17 protein-coding genes are annotated in these 14657 nt (G+C 72.6%); 7 read left to right on the top strand and 10 right to left on the bottom strand.

The genetic code is table 11. The annotated features are described in order from the left end of the window. Nucleotides 1-57: 57 nt before the first annotated feature. The 3 genes from OG974_RS26950 to sigE form a co-directional block, all read right to left on the bottom strand. Nucleotides 58-1593 carry a trypsin-like peptidase domain-containing protein gene (locus OG974_RS26950; protein WP_329314460.1) on the bottom strand — a complete coding sequence of 512 codons (1536 nt, stop codon included), beginning with the start codon at nt 1591-1593 and terminating at the stop codon, nt 58-60. Nucleotides 1594-1722: 129 nt separating this feature from the next. Beyond that, nucleotides 1723-2340, bottom strand: coding sequence for a zf-HC2 domain-containing protein (locus OG974_RS26945; RefSeq protein ID WP_371644703.1), 618 nt, complete (start codon nt 2338-2340; stop codon nt 1723-1725). Next, entirely contained in the window at nt 2337-3116 is a 780-nt protein-coding gene (gene sigE, locus OG974_RS26940) for an RNA polymerase sigma factor SigE (protein ID WP_266625777.1), read from the bottom strand. The genes OG974_RS26945 and sigE overlap by 4 nt, the downstream gene beginning before the upstream one ends. Nucleotides 3117-3333: 217 nt before the next feature. Here sigE and OG974_RS26935 point away from each other — a divergent pair, with 217 nt between their 5' ends. Continuing rightward, nucleotides 3334-3996, top strand: coding sequence for a class I SAM-dependent methyltransferase (locus OG974_RS26935; RefSeq protein WP_327285263.1), 663 nt, complete (start codon nt 3334-3336; stop codon nt 3994-3996). A gap of 154 nt (nt 3997-4150) precedes the next feature. On the opposite strand, the gene OG974_RS26930 is transcribed toward OG974_RS26935, so the two are convergent. Next, entirely contained in the window at nt 4151-4318 is a 168-nt protein-coding gene (locus OG974_RS26930; protein WP_003966491.1) for a DUF3117 domain-containing protein, read from the bottom strand. Between the two features lie 333 nt (nt 4319-4651). Here OG974_RS26930 and OG974_RS26925 point away from each other — a divergent pair, with 333 nt between their 5' ends. Continuing rightward, nucleotides 4652-5455 (top strand): enoyl-CoA hydratase-related protein, encoded by an 804-nt coding sequence (locus OG974_RS26925; protein ID WP_327285262.1) that lies wholly within the window; start codon nt 4652-4654, stop codon nt 5453-5455. 20 nt (nt 5456-5475) lie between these two features. Here OG974_RS26925 and OG974_RS26920 read toward each other — a convergent pair whose 3' ends face one another. Both OG974_RS26920 and OG974_RS26915 read right to left on the bottom strand, forming a co-directional pair. Then, nucleotides 5476-6051, bottom strand: a complete 576-nt coding sequence (locus OG974_RS26920) for a DNA-3-methyladenine glycosylase I (RefSeq protein WP_327285261.1) — start codon at nt 6049-6051, stop codon at nt 5476-5478. Continuing rightward, a complete protein-coding gene (locus OG974_RS26915) occupies nt 6048-6416 on the bottom strand; it encodes a DivIVA domain-containing protein (protein WP_327285260.1) in 369 nt (122 codons plus the stop codon). The genes OG974_RS26920 and OG974_RS26915 overlap by 4 nt, the downstream gene beginning before the upstream one ends. A gap of 67 nt (nt 6417-6483) precedes the next feature. On the opposite strand from OG974_RS26915, the gene folP reads away from it, so the two are divergent. Then, a complete protein-coding gene (gene folP / locus OG974_RS26910; RefSeq protein ID WP_327285259.1) occupies nt 6484-7344 on the top strand; it encodes a dihydropteroate synthase in 861 nt (286 codons plus the stop codon). Between the two features lie 106 nt (nt 7345-7450). Here the strand turns inward: folP and OG974_RS26905 are convergent, their stop codons facing one another. Both OG974_RS26905 and dapE read right to left on the bottom strand, forming a co-directional pair. Then, complete coding sequence (locus tag OG974_RS26905) at nt 7451-8209, bottom strand: TIGR00730 family Rossman fold protein (protein ID WP_327285258.1); 759 nt, start codon at nt 8207-8209, stop codon at nt 7451-7453. A 64-nt stretch (nt 8210-8273) separates the two neighbouring features. Further along, nucleotides 8274-9353, bottom strand: coding sequence for a succinyl-diaminopimelate desuccinylase (dapE, locus tag OG974_RS26900; protein ID WP_327285257.1), 1080 nt, complete (start codon nt 9351-9353; stop codon nt 8274-8276). 149 nt (nt 9354-9502) lie between these two features. Between dapE and OG974_RS26895 the strand changes: the two genes are divergently transcribed. Together OG974_RS26895 and OG974_RS26890 are read left to right on the top strand one after the other, a co-directional pair. Continuing rightward, nucleotides 9503-10399: a hypothetical protein gene (locus OG974_RS26895; RefSeq protein ID WP_371644699.1), complete on the top strand. Its 897-nt coding sequence runs from the start codon at nt 9503-9505 to the stop codon at nt 10397-10399. Nucleotides 10400-10648: 249 nt separating this feature from the next. Then, a complete protein-coding gene (locus tag OG974_RS26890) occupies nt 10649-11059 on the top strand; it encodes an ATP-binding protein (RefSeq protein ID WP_327285255.1) in 411 nt (136 codons plus the stop codon). A gap of 112 nt (nt 11060-11171) precedes the next feature. Here OG974_RS26890 and dapC read toward each other — a convergent pair whose 3' ends face one another. Both dapC and fdxA read right to left on the bottom strand, forming a co-directional pair. Continuing rightward, the gene (gene dapC / locus OG974_RS26885; RefSeq protein WP_327285254.1) at nt 11172-12266 is read right to left on the bottom strand and encodes a succinyldiaminopimelate transaminase; all 1095 of its coding nucleotides are present in this window, start codon (nt 12264-12266) and stop codon (nt 11172-11174) included. A 146-nt stretch (nt 12267-12412) separates the two neighbouring features. Next, nucleotides 12413-12739 carry a ferredoxin gene (gene fdxA, locus OG974_RS26880; protein ID WP_030291119.1) on the bottom strand — a complete coding sequence of 109 codons (327 nt, stop codon included), beginning with the start codon at nt 12737-12739 and terminating at the stop codon, nt 12413-12415. Nucleotides 12740-12856: 117 nt separating this feature from the next. On the opposite strand from fdxA, the gene OG974_RS26875 reads away from it, so the two are divergent. Then, nucleotides 12857-13849 (top strand): GNAT family N-acetyltransferase, encoded by a 993-nt coding sequence (locus tag OG974_RS26875; protein ID WP_327285253.1) that lies wholly within the window; start codon nt 12857-12859, stop codon nt 13847-13849. Further along, nucleotides 13846-14637 carry a transglutaminase-like domain-containing protein gene (locus OG974_RS26870; RefSeq protein ID WP_327285252.1) on the top strand — a complete coding sequence of 264 codons (792 nt, stop codon included), beginning with the start codon at nt 13846-13848 and terminating at the stop codon, nt 14635-14637. The genes OG974_RS26875 and OG974_RS26870 overlap by 4 nt, the downstream gene beginning before the upstream one ends. Nucleotides 14638-14657: the final 20 nt, after the last annotated feature.

The raw sequence follows: 14657 nt of genomic DNA, 5'->3' as shown, positions 1-14657 counted from the left end.
GGCGATGTCGGCGGGCCCATACATCGGTGCGGCATCAGCCGTGGATTCTCCGTACGGTCATGATCCGTTCGCCGAACCGAGGACGAGGTCCAGGGTGCGTTCCCGGCCGTCGCGGAGCACGGTCAGGGTGAGCGGATCACCCGGGCGGTGGGCGCGGATCTTGATGACCAGCTCGTCCCCGCCGTGCACACGGACGCCGTCCACCTTGGTGATCACGTCGCCGCCCTGGATCCCGGCGCGGGCCCCGGGGCCGCCGGGGGCGACGGCGGGCTTGCCGCCCTCCCCCTTGGTTCCGACGCGGGCCCCGTCGCCGGTGTACTCCATGTCGAGGGTGACGCCGATGACCGGGTGGGTGGCGTGGCCGGTGCGGATGAGCTCCTCGGCGACGCGCTTGCCCTGGTTGACCGGGATGGCGAAGCCGAGGCCGATGCTGCCGCTCTGCTTCGCGTGCTCGTCGCCGCCCCCGTCGGCGTCCGCCCCCCGGATGGCGCTGTTGATGCCGATCACGCGGGCCTTGGCGTCGAGGAGCGGGCCGCCGGAGTTGCCGGGGTTGATGGGGGCGTCGGTCTGGAGGGCGTCGACGTAGCTGATGTCGCTGCCGTCGCCCTTGTCGCCGCCGGCGGTGATGGGCCGGCCGGTGGCGCTGATGATGCCGGCGGTGACGGTGTTGGAGAGGTCGAACGGCGCGCCGATGGCCACGACCGGGTCGCCGACCTTCACGTTCTCGGAGTTCCCGAGGGAGAGCGGCCGCAGGCCCCGTACGCCCTCGACCTTGACCACGGCCAGGTCGTAGCCGCTGTCCCGGCCGACCAGCGCTGCGGTGACGCTCTCGCCGGTGCTGAAGGTGACGGTTATGTCCTTGGCGTCGGAGACGACGTGGTTGTTGGTGAGGATGTGGCCCTGCCCGTCGAGGACGAACCCGGTCCCGGTGCCGCTGCCGGTGCTGCCGCGGACGTGGAGGGTGACGACGCCGGGCAGGGCCGTCGCGGCGATCCCGGCCACGCTCTCGGGGGCGCGGCCCTTGCTCTCCACGGCGGCCTGGGGGAGTTCGAGGCGGGTGCTGCTCTGCCGTTCGGCGAGGACGCCGAGCCAGCCGCCGACGCCGCCGGCGAGGAGGGCGGTGCCGAGGCTGAGGGCCACGGCGTGGCGCAGCCGGATTCCGCGGCCGGCCGTCGCCTTGCCCTGGTCGGCGACCTGCAACGGCTGCTCCCCCCAGGGGTCATACCGCGCCCCGGACCCGGTCGCCTGCGGGCCGGCTTCGACCGCCGTGCCGGACTCGACCTCGGGCCCCTGCGACCCGGACCCGGACACCCCAGCGGAAGCCGGCTCGGGCGCCGTGCCGGACTCGACCCCAGGCGCCTGCGGCCCGGACTGGGGCGCCGCAGCGGGAGACGGCTCGGGCGCTCGTCCGGAGTCGGAATCGGCTCCAGCCGCCTGCGGGCCGGCTTCGACCGCCGCGACGCCGGACTCGGACTCGGGCACCCCAGCGGGAGCCGGCTCGGGCGCCGCAGCGGGCGTGGGGGCCGGTGTCGGGGACGGGGTCGCGCCGGGCTCTGCCGGCGGGGCCTTGTCGGGCTGCTGCTGGTCGGCCATGGACGCTCCCCCGAGGTACCTGTGGCACCGCCGGGCGGCGCATCTGCCGCCGATTCAACCAGGTCTCCCCGCCGCCACCGGCTCCGCCCCCGGACCCCGAGCCTGCCGGGGTCCGGGGGTGGCACCGGGTCAGCGGGTCAGCGAGACCGGGCGGGGGGACGGGGTGAGCGACGGGTGGACCGGTGGGAGGGGGGCCGTGGGGCGCGGACCGGCGACGAATCCGGGACTGGGTGCCCGGTCCCGGACCACCGCGTCGGCCACGGACACCGCCGGCCCGGGCCGCGACGCCGGGGCCTCGCCCCGGAGGCTCGGGTCGAGGTTGTCGACCGGCAGCGAGCCGCCCAGGGCGATCGCGGCCAGCGAGACCGCTCCGGCCGCCACGAACGCGAAGCGCCGGCGCGGCCGCCCCACCTCGTGTATGCGGAAGCCCTGCTGCGGTGCGGTCGGTGCCACGTACCCGAAGAGCTCCGCCCCCGGCGGGGCCGGCGGACCCGGCGGTCCGTCCGGACCGTCGCCCGGCAGCCCTTGCAACCGGGCCAGCAGGCCGGCCGACAGGGGCGGCGGCGCGCTCTCGACGAACATGCTCTTCACACGACGCTGCGCATCGGCCTCGGCCTTGCACTTGGCGCAGGTGGCCAGATGCGCCAGGACCCGCTCGCGCGCGTCATGGCTCAGTTCCCCGTCGACCAGGGCGGCGAGCCGGTCGCCCAGGTGCTGTTCGGCAGGAGAGGGACTGACTCCGCTCACTCGGCTCCGCCCTCTCCCCCGGCGCCCGGCGCGCCCACCGCCACTCCCGCCAGCGCCCGCTGCTCGGCACGGGCCTCGGGAGACCGGTGCTTGAGCGCCTTGCGCAGGTGCGAACGGCCCCGGTGGATACGACTGCGCACGGTGCCGAGCTTCACGCCCAGCGTGGCGGCGATCTCCTCGTAAGAGAGGCCTTCGATGTCGCACAGCACCACGGCCGCACGGAACTCGGGCGCGAGGGTGTCCAGCGCCTGCTGTACGTCCGCGTCGAAGTGGGTGTCGTGCAGGACTTGCTGGGGGGACGGCTCACGGCTGGGCAGCCGCTCGGCCGCGTCGTCACCGAGCGCGTCGAAGCGGATCCGCTGCTTGCGCCGGACCATGTCGAGGAACAGGTTGGTGGTGATCCGGTGCAGCCAGCCCTCGAACGTGCCCGGTGTGTAGGTGGACAGCGAGCGGAAGACGCGGACGAAGACCTCCTGCGTGAGGTCCTCGGCGTCGTGCTGGTTACCCGTCAGACGGTAGGCAAGGCGGTAGACCCGCGCACTGTGCGTGCTGACGATCTCCTCCCAGGAGGGAGGGGTCCACGCCTGGGTGCCCGCATCGGCGGCAAAGGTCGCGGTGGTTGCGGTGGCAGCGGTGTGGAAGCGGTCAGCAATGTTGGTCACGGATTTCGGCTCACCCGCCGACCAGAAGAGACGTCTGAGTACGCCTCCACGATCCACAGGCGCAGCCGCACCTCCCCTATCGGCTCTGGTGGTGTCCAGTGGAGTCCCTACCATAGCCACCCCTCCCGTCAGCTCCGGATAAGCGTTTTTGCATTAACTTTGCACGTGCCTGCGACTCGCCGGGCCGTCGATCTGCCCGGTGCCGTCCCCATCTATCCCGGCTGCGCGCCGCCCTTTCGCCCCCTTTTGCCGCGCTGGGTCTTTCCGCCGCCGTTTTCTTCAACGCCCGGTCCCATCTGCGGGTTCCCGACGTCAACGGATACAGTCACCGTTGCGCCAACTATGGGGACAGGAGAGGGTCATTACCGGCAACCGGCAGACGAGCTGGGCGTTCGCCGACGCGTTTGTCGCCGAGGACGACGCTCTGCGGTGGGCCCGCGACCGGGCCAGGGAAGCGGGCCTGCGCTCCGTCTCCCCGGGCACCGGCGCCGCGCTGCGCCTGCTCGCCGCCACCGCGGACGCCAAGGCGGTCGCCGAGATCGGCACCGGCACCGGCGTCTCCGGCATCCACCTCCTCCACGGCATGCGCCCCGACGGGGTGCTGACCACCGTGGATCCCGAGGCCGACCGGCAGGCCTTCGCCCGCCAGGCCTTCCGCGCCGCAGGCTTCGCGGGCAACCGCGCCCGGTTCATCCCCGGCCGGGCACTCGACGTACTCCCCCGGCTCGCCGACGGCGGGTACGACCTCGTCTTCTGCGACGGCGACCCGTCCGAGTCCCTCGACTACCTCGCCGAATCGTTGCGCCTGCTGCGGCCCGGCGGGCTGGTGTGCTTCGAGGGGGTCTTCTCGGACGGCCGCACCGTCGACTCGGGGGCCCAGCAGACCGAGGTGCTGCGCGTACGGGAGCTGCTGCGCAGCGTCCGCGAGAGCCCGGCGCTGGAGGCGGCGCTGCTCCCGGTGGGTGACGGCCTGCTGTGCGCGGTCCGGCGCTGACCGGTTCCGGCACGATCACCGGCACGGCACGGCACGGCACGGCACCGGAACACCCACCGGCCGGCCCCGGACACAACGCTGCCCCGGCCGCGGGGAGCGGACGGGGCAGCGCAGAGAATACTGAGAATGCAGATGGTGCGGTGCTGCCGACTCGTTAGCCGACGACCTTCTTCAGGGCGTCACCCAGGGCGTCCGCCTCGTCCGGAGTCAGCTCGACGACGAGCCGACCGCCGCCCTCGAGCGGTACGCGCATGACGATGCCCCGCCCCTCCTTGGTGACCTCGAGCGGGCCGTCGCCCGTCCGCGGCTTCATGGCCGCCATGCTCGTTCCCCTTCCTGAAACCAGCTCATCGTCAGCCGACGGCCCCATTCAGGCGCCTGGAACCCGGCATCGAACACATTGCTTCCTGGCCATTATCCCGCATGTCAGGACCCGATGACCAACATCGGCAGGGAACGCTTGGGCAACGCGCTCGGCCAAAACCACTCATTTCGGGGACGTGCCTGCGATACTTCGCCGCCGCACCCGCCGTCCGCCCTCCGCTTTCTTTGACGCACATCACATGCCCCGGGACGGTCCGGTCCGCCATGCTGGCCCTTGCACCGGCCGGTACCGGCCGGTAGCCAAGCCCGCGACGAAGGGGGACCCCCTGCCATGGCCGACAGCGTGCTCTACGAAGTGACCGACGGACTCGCCAAAATCACGATCAACCGGCCCGACGCCATGAACGCGATGAACACCGAGGCCAAGGTCGCGCTGCGCGACGCGGTCCAGGCGGCGGCCGCGGATCCGGCCGTCCGGGCGGTGCTGCTGACCGCGGCCGGCGATCGGGCGTTCTGCGTCGGCCAGGACCTCAAGGAGCACATCGGGAACCTGGCGGCGGACCGCGCGAACGGGTCCACGCTGACCATGAACACGGTCGCGGACCACTACAACCCGATCGTGCGCGCCCTGACCGAGATGCCCAAGCCGGTGGTGGCGGGCGTCAACGGCGTCGCGGCCGGAGCGGGCTTCGGCTTCGCCCTGGCGGCGGACTTCCGGGTCGTCGCCGACACGGCCTCCTTCAACACCTCCTTCGCAGGGGTGGCCCTCACCGCGGACTCGGGCGTCTCCTGGACCCTGCCCCGCCTGATCGGTGCCTCGCGGGCCTCCGACCTGCTGCTCTTCCCCCGCTCGCTGAAGGCGCAGGAGGCGTACGAGCTCGGGATCGTGAACCGCCTGGTCCCCTCGGACTCCCTGCACGCGGAGGCCGAGGCGGTGGCCCGCACCCTGGCGGCCGGCCCGACGGTGGCCTACGCGGCGCTGAAGGAGTCCCTGGCGTACGGGGCGTCCCACTCGCTGACGGAAGCCCTGGCCCACGAGGACACCCTGCAGGCCCGTGCCGGCGCCTCCGAGGACCACTCGATCGCCGTCGAGGCCTTCCTCGCCAAGCAGCCGCCGAAGTACCTCGGCCGCTAGGCGCCGCCCGCCCCCGCCGCTCAGGCGGGGGTACGGGCGACGCAGGGGGCCAGGTGGTCGTTGACCAGCCCGCAGGCCTGCATCAGCGCGTAGGCGGTGGTGGGGCCGACGAAGCGGATCCCGGCCTTCTTCAGCGCCTTGGACAGGGCCGTGGACTCGGGCGTCACCGCCGGGACCTCGGAGATCGTCGCGGGGGCCGGACGGCCCGGCTCCGGGGCGTGCGACCAGATCAGCCCGTCCAGTTCGCCCGGCTCCCATTCCGCGAGGACCTTCGCGTTGGCGAGCGTGGCTTCGATCTTGGCCCTGTTGCGGATGATCCCCTCGTCGGCGAGCAGCCGCTGTGCGTCGGCCGGCCCGAAGGCGGCGACCTCAGAGATCACGAAGTTCGAGAAGGCGGTACGGAACCCCTCACGGCGGCGCAGGATCGTCAGCCAGGACAGCCCCGACTGGAAGGCCTCCAGGCACAGCCGCTCGTACAGGGCGTCGTCCCCGTGCACCGCGCGGCCCCACTCCGTGTCGTGGTACGCGATGTAGTCCTCGGTGGCCAGTGCCCAGGGGCAGCGCAGGCCGCCGTCCGGGCCCGCGATCGCCGTCACTGCTGCTCCTCCTTGTGCAGGTCGACGACCGGTCCGCCCGGACCCTGTGCGCGGTTCTGCGCGGCCGCCGCCGTGAGCTCCGCGATCCGTGCGTCCCGCTCGGTGAGCTCCGCCGCGAGCCGCTCCAGTACGTCGTCCACCTCGGCCATGCGGTACCCGCGCGGGGCGACCGGCAGCCGCAGGGCATCGATGTCGGCCCGTACGACCGGGCGGCTCTCGGGCAGCGCGTCGGCCACCCGGTCCGGCTCCGCCTCCGGCAGCACCGCCTCGGAACCGCCGCCCACCACGGCCAGGGTGACCGCCGCGACGACCACGACCAGCGCGATCAGCAAGAACCAGAACACGAGCAACTCCCTGAGAGACATCGGGCCACCGGCCACCAGGTTAAGGTCGCAGCGAGGCGCGAGGGCCGCCGGAGGAGGAAAGAACGGGATGCTGCGACTGGGCAGGCGCGAGTTCGACACCCACGAGCCGGTGATCATGGCCATCGTGAACCGGACACCGGACTCCTTCTACGACCAGGGCGCGACGTTCCGCGACGAGCCCGCTCTGGACCGCGTCGAGCAGGCGGTGGCCGAGGGAGCCGCGATCATCGACATCGGCGGGGTCAAGGCGGGCCCGGGCGACCACGTGGACGCGGCCGAGGAGGCCCGGCGCACCGTCGGCTTCGTGGCCGAGGTCCGGCGCCGCCACCCGGACGTGGTGATCAGCGTCGACACCTGGCGGCACGAGGTCGGCGAGGCGGTCTGCGAAGCCGGGGCCGACCTGCTGAACGACGCCTGGGGCGGGGTGGACCCGAAGTTGGCGGAGGTCGCGGCGCGCTACGGGGCGGGCCTGGTCTGCACGCACGCGGGCGGGGTCGAACCGCGGACCCGGCCGCACCGGACGACGTACGACGACGTGATGGCGGACATCCTGCGGGTCACGGTGGGGCTGGCCGAACGCGCGGCCGCGCTGGGGGTCCGCCGGGACGCGATCATGATCGACCCTGGCCACGACTTCGGGAAGAACACCCGCCACTCGCTGGAGGCCACCCGTCGCCTGGGCGAGATGACCGACACGGGCTGGCCGGTGCTGGTCTCCCTGTCCAACAAGGACTTCGTCGGCGAGACCCTCGACAAGCCGGTCAAGGAACGCCTGTTGGGCACGCTGGCCACGACGGCCGTCTCGGCCTGGCTGGGCGCCCAGGTCTACCGCGTCCACGAGGTCGCGGAGACCAAGCAGATCCTGGACATGGTGGCGTCGATCCAGGGCCACCGCCCCCCGGCAGCCACCCGCCGCGGCCTGACCTGAACCGGCCGGAGGCCGCCGCGGCCTGACCTGAACCGGCCGGAGGCCGCCGCGGCCTGACCTGAGCAGCGCCCCCGGCGGTGGCCGCCGGGGGCTCGCCGCGGCTCGGCTACTTGCCGACTTCCTTGGTCACCAGCGCGATCGCCTCGTCCACGTCGTCCGTGACGTGGAAGAGGTAGAGGTCGCGCTCCGAGGCCTTGCCCTGCGCGATCACCGTGTTCTTCAGCCAGTCGACCAGGCCGGACCAGTACTCCGACCCGAACAGCACGATCGGGAACCGGGTGATCTTCTGGGTCTGGACCAGGGTCAGGGCCTCGAACAGCTCGTCCAGCGTGCCGAGTCCGCCCGGCAGGACCACGAAGCCCTGGCTGTACTTCACGAACATCGTCTTGCGGACGAAGAAGTACCGGAAGTTCAGCCCGAGGTCCACGTGCTGGTTGAGCCCCTGCTCGAAGGGCAGCTCGATGCCCAGGCCCACGGAGACGCCGTTGGCCTCCCGGGCACCCTTGTTGGCCGCCTCCATCGCGCCCGGGCCGCCGCCCGTGATGACCGCGAAGCCCGCCTCGACGAGCGCGCTGCCGATCTGCACGCCGGCCTGGTACTCCGGCGAGCCGACGGGCGTACGGGCCGAGCCGAACACGCTGATCGCCGGCGGCAGCTCCGCCAGCGTGCCGAAGCCCTCGATGAACTCCGACTGGATGCGCAGGACCCGCCAGGGATCGGTGTGCACCCACTCGGAGGGCCCGGCCGAATCCAGCAGCCGCTGGTCCGTCGTACTGCCCGCCTGCACCTGGCCCCGCCTGCGCAGCACCGGCCCGAGCTGCTGCTCCTCGGGCCGACGACGAGCGTTGCCTTCGGGGTTGCCCATGATGTGCTCCCTCCTGCTGATCGTTGGATCAGGGTAGGCGCACAAAGGTGACGGGAAGCGGAATTCAGGAGGTCAGCCAGGCGCGGAGTCGTTCTTCGCAGTGGAGGATCGCCTTCGTCTCCACGCGCTCGTCCACCTTGTGGGCCAGCAGCGCGTCGCCCGGGCCGTAGTTCACGGCCGGGACGCCGAGGGCGCTGAAGCGGGACACGTCCGTCCAGCCGAACTTCGGCATCGCGCGGCCGCCGACCGCCTCCATGAACGCGGCCGCGGCCGGGTGGGAGAGGCCGGGTAGGGCGCCGCCGGAGAAGTCGTCGATCACGAACTCGTCGACGCCGCAGTCCGCGAAGACCTCCCTGACGTGGGCGATCGCGTCGTCCATGCTGCGGTCCGGGGCGAAGCGGAAGTTGACCGTCACGGTGCAGGCGTCGGGGATGACGTTGTTGGCGACGCCGCCCTCGATGCGGACCGCGTTGAGGCCCTCGTGGTACTCCAGGCCGTCGATCACGGGCTTGCGGGGCTCGTACGCCGCGAGTTTGGCGAGAATCGGGCTCGCCGCGTGGATGGCGTTGGACCCCATCCAGCTGCGCGCGGAGTGGGCGCGCTCGCCGCAGGTGCGGAGCAGGACGCGCAGGGTGCCCTGGCAGCCGCCCTCGACCTCGGCGTTCGACGGCTCCAGCAGGACAGCGAAGTCGCCGGTCAGCCAGTCGGGGTGGGCCTCGGCGACCTTGCCCAGGCCGTTGAGGTCGGCGGCGACCTCCTCCTGGTCGTAGAAGACGAAGGTGAGGTCACGGTTGGGCTCGGGCACGGTCGCGGCGATGCGCAGCTGTACGGCGACGCCGGACTTCATGTCGGTCGTTCCGCAGCCCCACAGGACGTCGTTCTCGTCGAGGCGGGACGGAACGTTGTCGGCGATCGGCACCGTGTCCAGGTGGCCGGCCAGGACGACGCGCTCGGCCCTGCCGAGGTCCGTGCGGGCGACGACGTTGTTGCCGTACCGGTCGACCGTGAGGTGCGGGAGGGCGCGCAGCGCGTGCTCCACCAGGTCGGCGAGGACCTTTTCGTCGCCGCTCACGGACGGGATGTCGACGAGCCGGGCGGTCAGCTCGGCGGCGTCCAGGGTGAGGTCCAGCTCGGATTCGGACATGGCTCTGACCCTAACGCCCCGGGCTGCGACGAACCTCCCACGTCCGGCCGGTGGACGCGTCGCGTGGCTCAAGTACGGTGGGCGACGTGTCCCAGAGCGATCACCCCCGCCCTCGCCGCCGACCGCTGCTGAAAGTTGCCGGTGCGTTCGTGCTGCTCGCGCTGATCGGCTACTTCGCCGTGCAGTACGACTCGACGAACGGCAGTGGTGGTGCACCGCACTGCACGGCCAGCGCGCGGACGGGCGAGGACGGGTTCGACATGACCCCCGAGCAGGCGGCCAACGCGGCGACGATAGCCGCGGTCGGCGTGGCCAAGGGCCTGCCGGACCGGGCCGTGACCATCGCGCTGGCGACCGCCATGCAGGAGTCGATGCTGCGCAACCTCGACCACGGCGACCGGGATTCGCTCGGCCTGTTCCAGCAGCGGCCCTCGCAGGGGTGGGGCACTCCGCAGCAGATCATGGACCCGGTGTACTCGGCCGGGATCTTCTACGACCGGCTCGTCGCGATCAAGGGGTACTCGCGGCTCCCGTTGACGGAGGCGGCGCAGCAGGTGCAGCTCAGCGGCTTCCCGCAGGCGTACGCGAAGCACGAGCCGGACGCGACCGTCCTGACCGCGACCTTCGCCGGTGACGGCGAGCTGATGTGCGGCGGGCCCGCCCCCACGGCGCCGGGCGACCCGGAGAAGGTGCGGACGGAGCTCACCCGGATCTTCGCGAAGGACAAGCTGCACTCCGCTGTGGCGGGGCCCAACCGGGCGGCGGAGGCGGGCCGGGCGGTCAAGGAGACCGAGGTGACCTTCGTGGAGAAGCGGGACGGCGGCGCGTCCGCGGCGCGCGGCAGCAAGGCGATGGCGGGCTGGGCGGTGGCCAATGCGCGCGGGATGGGCATCGTGCGGGTGTCGTACGCCCAGGAGGGCTGGATAGCCGGCGAGGCCAAGGGCAAGTGGCAGCAGAAGGGCGGCGGCGGGGGGAAGTCCGGCGCCGGCGCCGGGGATCCCTACGAAGCGAAGCAGGACGAGGTACGGATCTTCGTCGCGCGCTGACCCGGCCGGGCGGGCCTGCCCGCGGAACCGGTCGCCCGTGCGGGACGTCCCCCGTACGGAGGTGACCCGGCGGCCGCCCAGATCGGCCCCTGGAGGGACGGAAGCCCTGGTGGGCGCGCATTCAATGAGCTTGTCGCGGAAGCCGATTAAACGATGCGTTACTGATCCTTTACCCGGGGTCTCCGCAACTCCACCCGCCCCCCGAGCGGTTGTACAGGGCGTACTCAGCCGCTACCGCTTAGGAGCAACATGTCCCTCCCCCTGACCCGCCGGATCGCCCGTACCGCGCTGCTGCTCGCAGCCGGGGCAGCTCCCGTGGTCGGTGCGGCCGGCGCGGCCAGCGCCGCGGGCCTGGAGTCCGTGCCGCAGCTGGGCGCGCTCACCAGCCCGGACGCCGCCGGCACCGCGGGTGACGTGGTCGGCGCCGGTGAGGCCGCTGCCACCACCGCGACGGGCACCGCCACGGACACCGCCGCCAAGGCCGTACCCGGCGCCCCCGCCCAGGTCACCGACACCGCGGGCGCCCTGCTCGGCGGCCTGCCGGCGGCCAAGGGACTGCCCACCGGTGGGCTGCCGACCGGTGGGCTGCCGACCGGCGAGCTGGCCGGCTCAGTTCCCACCCAGGCGCTGCCGCTGGGCGGCCTCCCCCTGGGCGGCTGACCCGCCGCGAGCGGAACGCCGGGCAGCACGCCGAAACAGGACCGAGGGGCCGGGAGCACGAACTCCCGGCCCCTCGGGCTGCGTACGGGCCCCGTGCGGGCCGTGTGCAAGATCAGGCGAGGCGCTTGACCGCCGCCTCGACGCGCTCGTCCGTCGCCGTGAGGGCGACGCGCACGAACCGCGCGCCCGCCTCGCCGTAGAAATCGCCCGGCGCGACCAGGATGCCCCGCTCGGCGAGGTGGGCGACCGTGTCCCAGCACGCCTCGTCCCGGGTCACCCACAGGTACAGGCTGGCCTCGCTGTGCTCGACCCGGAAGCCGTGCGCCTCCAGGGCGGCCCGCAGCGCCTCGCGCCGCGCGGCGTAGCGCCCGCGCTGCTCCGCGACGTGCGCGTCGTCGCCGAGGGCGGCGACCGTGGCCGCCTGCACCGGCGCCGGGGTCATCATGCCGCCGTGCTTGCGGATCTCCAGCAGCTCGCCGAGCACCTCGGCGTCACCGGCGATGAACGCGGCCCGGTAGCCCGCCAGGTTGGAGCGCTTGGAGAGGGAGTGGACGGCGACGAGGCCCTCGTAGGAGCCGCCGCAGACGTCGTCGTGCAGGACGGATACGGGCTCGGCCTCCCAGCCCAGCTCCAGGTAGCACTCGTCGCTGAAGATCAGGATGCCGTGCTCGCGCGCCCAGGCCACGATCCGGATCAGGTCTTCCTTCGGGATGACCTTCCCGGTGGGGTTGGACGGGGAGTTGAGCCACAGCAGCTTCACGCCGGCCGGGTCGAGTTCGGTCGGGTCGTCGTAGACCACCGGTTCGGCCCCGCACAGCCGTGCGCCAACCTCGTACGTGGGGTAGGCGAGCCGGGGGTAGGCGACCTTGTCCCCGGCGCCCAGGCCCAGCTGGGTCGGCAGCCAGGCCACCAGCTCCTTGGAGCCGACGACCGGCAGGACGTTGCGGTGTCCGGCAGCGCTCGCGCCGAGGCGGCCCTTCAGCCAGCCGGTGATCGCGTCGCGCAGTGCGGCGGTGCCCCACACCGTGGGGTAGCCCGGGGAGTCGGCGGCGGCGACGAGGGCGTCCTGGATCAGCTGCGGGACCGGGTCCACGGGCGTGCCGACGGACAGGTCGACGATGCCGTCCGGGTGGGCCGCCGCCGTCTTCTTGTACGGCTCCAGCTTGTCCCAGGGGAAGGCGGGAAGACGTGCGGATACTGCGGCCACGGTGGTCTCTGCTCTCTACTGGTGCTGGACGTACTGGATGTCCCGGCGGGTGTGCCGGGTGGGTGTGCCGGGAAATGCCTCGGTCCCGCGCGGCACGGGGGCCGTACGGGACCGGGGCACGCGTTCCGCCGTGGGGGCGGTGGCCGTCAGTGGCCTTCGCCCATGGGCGGCAGCGCGGCGATGAAGGGGTGATCGCGCTCGATCAGGCCCAGCTTGGAAGCACCACCGGGCGAACCGAGCTCGTCGAAGAACTCGACGTTCGCCTTGTAGTAGTCCTTCCACTCTTCCGGAGTGTCGTCCTCGTAGAAGATGGCCTCGACCGGGCAGACCGGCTCACACGCACCACAGTCGACGCACTCGTCCGGGTGGATGTACAAGGACCGCTGGCCCTCGTAGATGCAGTCGACGGGGCACTCTTCGATGCATGCCTTGTCCTTGACGTCGACACAAGGCTCCGCGATGACGTAGGTCACGCTCTCGTTCCTCCTCGGTAGGGCTTTCCATATCGCGCGGGAGCGCGGCGTCGTCGATGCCCACGCCTAGTATCTCCGTTCCCGGGCACGATCCGAACAGGAGGGGCGGACAGAGCTGTGGAAATCACTGCCGGTGGGCTGCTGGAGATCCGTATTACCCCGGCTGACGTGGGTAAACGAGTCTCTGTACGACGGGTGGAGAGCGGGGCGGACGAAGCGCCGTCGTTCACTGACACGGTAGGGGTTCTCACATCCTGGGACCAAGGTGTGCTGACGATCACACGAAAGAGCGGTGAGTCCGTCCACATCGCGGAATCGATGCTGGTGGCGGGCAAGGTCGTGCCCCCGGCGCCGGCCCGGCGGCGGGGTCCCGCGGCCTCTTTCGAGGAGCTGGCGCGGATCGGGGCGCGCGCCTGGCAGCCGCTGGAGAGCGAGCCGCTGGGCGGGTGGACGCTGCGGGCGGCCGCCGGATTCACCCGGCGGGCCAATTCCGTGCTGCCGCTCGGCGACCCGGGTGTTCCGCTGGACGAAGCACTCGCCCGGGTGACCTCCTGGTACGCAGAACGTGAGCTTCCGGCGTACGTGCAGACGGCGACGGGGGCGGCCGGCACCCAGGAGCTGCTGGGCGTCGAGCTGGAGCGCCGGGGCTGGGTGAACGAGGTGTCGGCGCAGGTCCGGATCGCGGCGCTGGCGCCGATCGCGGACGTGGACACCGGGGCGAGCGCCTCCGGCGTACGGCTGAACCGTGCCCCGGACGAGGAGTGGCTCGGGATGTACGGGCGGGTCAAGGACCCGGAGGTGGCCCGGCGGGTCCTGGTCGCAGGGCCGTCCGTGTGGTTCGCGACAGTGCCCGGACGGGCGATCGGGCGGCTGGTCGTGGACGGTCGCTGGGCCGGCTTCGCCGCGGTCGAGGTCGACCCGGAGCACCGGCGCGCGGGCCTGGGCACGGCCGTGATGGCCGTACTGGCCCGGCAGGCGCTGGAAGAGGGCGCGTCGGCGGCCTGGCTCCAGGTGGAAGCGGACAACGCGGGGGCGCGGGCGCTGTACGACGGCCTGGGCTTCGCGACGCACCACGCGTACCACCACTTCCGCTTCCGGGCTGCCCGATGAGCGCGGAATCCCGCGCGCGGTTCGCGGAGGAAGCCCGCTCGGAGCGACCCGACCTGGCGCTGATGTGCCTGCTGCTCGCCGCGGAGGCGGACCCGGAACTGGACGAACGGGCCATGGACCGGGCGCAGATCGAGCTGGACCGGCTGGCGGGGATGCTGCCGTACGGACTGCGCAGCGGGAAGGCGTGGGCCTCGGCGGTGACGGAACTGCTGGGTGGTCGGATGGGCTTCCACGGCACGCCCGCGGACTACGACCGGCTGTCGTCCTCGCTGCTGCACGAGGTGTTGCGGCGGCGCCGGGGCCTGCCGATCCTCCTGTCCGTCGTCTGGCTGGAGGTCGCGCGGCGCGCGGGCGCGCCGGTGTACGGGCTGGGTCTGCCGGGGCACTTCGTGGTGGGCTTCGGCGATCCGGAGGAGGGGCTGGTGGTGGACCCGTTCGCCGGGGGCGCCTCGCTGGGCGCGGGGCCGGCGGAACGGGCCTCCGAGCCGCGCACGCCGGCCCGGACGCGGGACATCGTGCTGCGGATCCTGAACAACATCAGGGCGTGGGCCTCGACCCGTCCCGAGCAGTCGGGGGTGGCCCTGTGGGCGCTGGACCTGTCGCTGCTGCTGCCGTCGCATCCGGCGTCGCTGCGGTACGAGCGGGCGAAGGTCCTGGTCGAGCGGGGGGAGTTCGCCTCCGGCGCGACGGAACTGGAGTCCTACGCGGTGGTCGTCGACGCGATCGACCCGGGCGCGGCGGCCCGGGTCCGCACGGAAGCCACGGCCGCCCGGGCCCTCCTGAACTGACCCCGCCGCGGCGGGGACGC

The sequence above is a fragment of the Streptomyces sp. NBC_00597 genome, from assembly GCF_041431095.1.
In the GTDB taxonomy this organism is placed as follows: Bacteria; Actinomycetota; Actinomycetes; order Streptomycetales; family Streptomycetaceae; genus Streptomyces.
The sequence above is the reverse complement of the archived record's forward strand: the minus strand, read 5'-3'. Positions and strand labels throughout refer to the sequence as shown.

Bases quoted from the DNA above. Each gene is read 5' to 3' on its own strand.
- OG974_RS26950 (WP_329314460.1), bottom strand. From the start codon at position 1,593: ATGGCCGACCAGCAGCAGCCCGACAAGGCCCCGCCGGCAGAGCCCGGC.
- sigE (WP_266625777.1), bottom strand. From the start codon at position 3,116: ATGGTAGGGACTCCACTGGACACCACCAGAGCCGATAGGGGAGGTGCG.
- OG974_RS26930 (WP_003966491.1), bottom strand. From the start codon at position 4,318: ATGGCGGCCATGAAGCCGCGGACGGGCGACGGCCCGCTCGAGGTCACC.
- OG974_RS26890 (WP_327285255.1), top strand. From the start codon at position 10,649: ATGTCCCTCCCCCTGACCCGCCGGATCGCCCGTACCGCGCTGCTGCTC.
- OG974_RS26925 (WP_327285262.1), top strand. From the start codon at position 4,652: ATGGCCGACAGCGTGCTCTACGAAGTGACCGACGGACTCGCCAAAATC.
- dapE (WP_327285257.1), bottom strand. From the start codon at position 9,353: ATGTCCGAATCCGAGCTGGACCTCACCCTGGACGCCGCCGAGCTGACC.
- OG974_RS26915 (WP_327285260.1), bottom strand. From the start codon at position 6,416: ATGTCTCTCAGGGAGTTGCTCGTGTTCTGGTTCTTGCTGATCGCGCTG.
- OG974_RS26870 (WP_327285252.1), top strand. From the start codon at position 13,846: ATGAGCGCGGAATCCCGCGCGCGGTTCGCGGAGGAAGCCCGCTCGGAG.
- folP (WP_327285259.1), top strand. From the start codon at position 6,484: ATGCTGCGACTGGGCAGGCGCGAGTTCGACACCCACGAGCCGGTGATC.
- OG974_RS26905 (WP_327285258.1), bottom strand. From the start codon at position 8,209: ATGGGCAACCCCGAAGGCAACGCTCGTCGTCGGCCCGAGGAGCAGCAG.